Here is a 3909-nt window from a genome sequence, read left to right as displayed (position 1 = left end):
ACAGGATTCTCCGCCCTCAAAATACTTCTACCCATCACAATTATATCCGCACCAGCACTTAGAGCCTCTTCAAGGCTTACCACCCTCTTTTGGTCTTCCACAGGGTCTCCCTCCAACCTAACACCGGGAACAACCGCAATAAAAGGCTTAGAGGCTTTCTCTTTGAGATAGCTTAGCTCCCTGCCAGAGCACACTATACCGTCAAAGCCTTCCTTGAGGGCAAGCTCTATAAGGTGGAAAACCTGTTCCTCTCTGTCTTTGCAAAAACCAATGTCTTTTATATCCTCATCGTCAAGGCTTGTTAGCAGAGTGACTCCAAGTAGCTTGAGCTTTCCTTTTACCTCCACTGCAGACCTGAGGGCAGATTTTCCTGCGGATATATGAATTGTAAGATAGTCCGCACCCAACTCCTTTGCAGATAAAACTCCTTCCTTTACCGTATTGGGAATGTCGTGAAGCTTAAGGTCCAGAAAGAGCTCAAAACCTTCCTCTTTTATGTAGTCTGTTATTGCCCTATGATGGCAGATGAAAAGTTTATAGCCCACCTTAAAAAGTAGAGGGTAGCCCCTAAGAGACCTCACCAAGTCTTTGGCTTGTTGAAGGTTTGTGTCTAAGGCTATGCAGAGCTTAGCCATAAAGCCTCCTCCTGAAGTTCTCAAGAAGCCTTAGTCCAGCCTTTTGGCTCTTTTCTGGATGAAACTGGACCGCAAAGATGTTTTCATACTCTATTGAGGAGACGAAGTCAATACCGTAATCGGTGGTGGTAAGAACTATATCCTGTCTCTTTGGCACTACATGGTAAGAATGGACAAAGTAAAAGTATTCACCCTCTTTGATGCCATTAAGAAGGTCAGAAGGCTTTTGCCTCCAGAGTTGATTCCAACCTATGTGTGGCACTTTGACCTTTGGTGGAAGTAAAACCACCTCACCCTCAAGCACTCCAAAGCCTTCTGTTTCTCCAAACTCATAACTCCTTTCAAAGAGTAGTTGAAGCCCAAGGCATATACCCATATAGGGTTTTCCCTTTTCAATATGCCTTAGTATCTCTTTCAAAAGCCCAAGTTTCTTCAAGTTTTCCATGGCATCCCTAAAGGCACCCACACCCGGTAAGACCAATACCTCTGCCCTCTTTACCTCTTCTGGGTCTGAGCTGACCTTTACAGAAAAGCCTACCTTCTCAAGTGCCTTTGACACGCTCCTTAAATTGCCCATTCCGTAGTCTATCAAAAGAAGCATCTATGCACCCAGCAAAAGAGATATTTCCGCCAACTTGCCCATGGTAAGCAAGACCCCTAAAAGTATAAGCAAAAGCCCGCCCACAACCTCCACAACACCAAAGAAGCGTCCAAAACTCCTCACAAAGCCAAGAAAGGCAGAGAGCAAACCACCCGCTATGAGAAAGGGAATACCCATACCCATAGAATAGGCAAAGAGAAGGCTCGCACCCTGAAGAGCGGTCTCCTGTTGACTGGCATACAGCAGGATTGAGCCAAGCACTGGACCTATGCAAGGACTCCATCCAAAGGCAAAGAGCATACCCACCGCCAAAGCACCCAATCCAGAAACACTACCCTTCATTTCCTTTCTCATCTGCCTGTATAACACCTCATGAAGACCAAAAAGGTAAAGAAAAGCTACCACAAGAACTATGCCCAATAGGTCAAAGAGGGTCTTCTGAGAAATAATGCCGAGAAAAAAGAAAGCAAGTATAAGTGCGGATACGCCTGCCAGCTCCTTTAAAAAACTGGGTCTTAGCATAACACCAGCAAAATGCAGACCAAAGAAAACCACTATACCACCACCCACCTTTGCTATGTGGTCTTGATATTCTCTCAAGAGCCCACCTATACCCGTTGCGGTAGCACCCATAAGGGTAAAGACTATGGAAAAACCCACCACAAAAAGAAGCGAAGCTACAAAAGCCTTTTTGCTAAAGCCACCCTTTTCTTTTACCTCCTGTGCTCCTATGCCAGATATGTAGGATATATAACCAGGAATTATAGGCAGGACACAAGGAGACAGAAAGGACAACAAACCAGCGGTAAAGGCTATAAGAAGAGATACCTCACTCATTATCTCGCCTCCATGATAAATATATTACTCCATAGCTTTGAAGGCTTCGTCCTTTTCAAGGGTTTCCTACAGTATAAACAAAAAATTTATTCATACCTCAGTTCTTAGTGGGATGGTGAAAGACCTTTACATCATTCAGTTTGATTTATACCCCCACATTGGATGGAACAATTCTACCTGTTGCTAATATAGACGGGGCGAGAACGCAGAAAATAAGGCAATTTGCAGGCAAGGTATTTTGGGCAAAGAGAAAAAAGTAAAGAGTAGGAGAAGCTATAGTTCCTCATTTCATAGAAAAATATTCCACAAGATTTAGTTTCTAATACTATGGAATGCCTGTGATGGTTTTATGCGATGAAGCTGGCGTGGTGTATGACGTATGGTTTAAGCCTGGCAATAAGTAGTGGTGAGGTTTAAGGTGATAGGGGTTATTTAAGTATAAGCGAGCTTTATGTTCTCTAATTTACCTCTGTGGAAAAGGATAGCAAAAATACCATACATAAATATCAAGAGTCTTCTTTAAAAGCAGGTCAAGTTTGTAGACTATAGGACTTGTGCCACGCCCTTCTAAACTCTTCAAACCTGCCCTCCTCTATGGCTTTTCTTATGTCCTCCATTAGCTTGTGGTAAAAGCGAAGGTTGTGAATGGTGTTGAGTATATAAGCGGATATCTCTTCCACATTAAAGAGATGTCTAAGATAGGCTTTAGTGAAGTTCCTGCAAGTATAACAATCACACTCTGGGTCTGGTGGAGAAAAATCCTTTTTGTATTTTTCGTTGCGTATGTTTATCTTTCCCCTTGAAGTAAAGAGCGTTCCAGTCCTTGCCATGCGTGTGGGTGCCACGCAGTCAAACATGTCTACCCCTCTTGCCACCGCTTCAATTATATCCTCAGGCATACCTACCCCCATAAGATATCTGGGTTTTTCCCATGGAAGGTATTGGCATACAAGCTCGGTCATGTCATACATAATTTCCTTTGGCTCGCCCACAGAAAGCCCGCCGATAGCATAGCCAAAGAGGTCTCTTTCTACAGTCCTAAGAGCAGACTCTTCCCTAAGCTCCTCAAAAAAAGCACCCTGCACTATTCCAAAAAGCACCTGGTCCTCTCTCCTTTTAGCCCTTATGCTCCTGTCAAGCCAGTCTATAGTTCTATCAACTGCAGTCTTTGCGTAAGCGTAGGTGGTAGGATACTCTACGCATTCGTCAAGAGGCATAATGATGTCAGAGCCAAAGGTTTCTTGAATTTCTATAACCTTTTCTGGAGTAAAGAAGTGAAGGTCTCCCGCAAGGTGGTCTCTAAACTCCACCCCTTCGTCCTTAACCCTTACCCTTGACTTTCCATCTCCCCTTCCTCGTGAAAGAGAAAAGACCTGAAAACCCCCACTATCTGTCAAAATAGGCTTGTCCCAACCTATAAAGGCATGAAGCCCACCTGCTTCCTTTATAACCTCTATACCCGGTCTTAGGTATAGGTGATAAGTATTTCCCAATATAATCTGAGTGCCTATCTCTATAAGGTCTTTGTGGAGCATAGCCTTTACTGTTCCCTGAGTGCCAACGGGCATAAAGACTGGCGTATGTATTTTACCGTGCGGTGTTATGAGTTCCCCAAGCCTTGCCTTTCCGTCAGATTTTATAACCCTAAAGGAAAACATATCTTTAAGGTTTGAAAAGTAATTTCACAAGCTCAAAAAACACTGGGCTGTATAAGGCTATGGCTATTAGAAATAGGGCTATGAGGACCTTTATATATGTTTCAAGTTTTGAAAGCCTTGCGTTTACTTCTGCAATTTGACCCTTAACTCCTCCAATTTCACCTCTTAAATCTCCAAT

At 43.5% G+C, this 3909-nt stretch carries 4 protein-coding genes; all 4 read right to left on the bottom strand.

Annotation, left to right across the window (positions count from 1 at the left end; all coding sequences use genetic code 11):
• On the bottom strand, positions 1-635 hold a 635-nt coding region (gene pyrF, locus WKI49_04195; GenBank protein ID MEJ7621701.1), incomplete at its 3' end, for an orotidine-5'-phosphate decarboxylase.
• Entirely contained in the window at positions 628-1236 is a 609-nt protein-coding gene (gene hisH, locus WKI49_04190; GenBank protein ID MEJ7621700.1) for an imidazole glycerol phosphate synthase subunit HisH, read from the bottom strand. The genes pyrF and hisH, both read right to left, overlap by 8 nt.
• The gene (locus WKI49_04185; GenBank protein ID MEJ7621699.1) at positions 1237-2073 is read right to left on the bottom strand and encodes a cytochrome c biogenesis protein CcdA; all 837 of its coding nucleotides are present in this window, start codon (positions 2071-2073) and stop codon (positions 1237-1239) included.
• Positions 2074-2603: 530 nt separating this feature from the next.
• Positions 2604-3731, bottom strand: coding sequence for a tRNA guanosine(34) transglycosylase Tgt (gene tgt / locus WKI49_04180; GenBank protein MEJ7621698.1), 1128 nt, complete (start codon positions 3729-3731; stop codon positions 2604-2606).
• Positions 3732-3909: the final 178 nt, after the last annotated feature.

Source organism: Aquificaceae bacterium, from assembly GCA_037722135.1.
Lineage (GTDB): Bacteria > Aquificota > Aquificia > Aquificales > Aquificaceae > Pampinifervens > Pampinifervens sericum.
The sequence above is the reverse complement of the archived record's forward strand: the minus strand, read 5'-3'. Positions and strand labels throughout refer to the sequence as shown.

Bases quoted from the DNA above. Each gene is read 5' to 3' on its own strand.
- WKI49_04185 (MEJ7621699.1), bottom strand. From the start codon at position 2,073: ATGAGTGAGGTATCTCTTCTTATAGCCTTTACCGCTGGTTTGTTGTCC.
- hisH (MEJ7621700.1), bottom strand. From the start codon at position 1,236: ATGCTTCTTTTGATAGACTACGGAATGGGCAATTTAAGGAGCGTGTCA.
- tgt (MEJ7621698.1), bottom strand. From the start codon at position 3,731: ATGTTTTCCTTTAGGGTTATAAAATCTGACGGAAAGGCAAGGCTTGGG.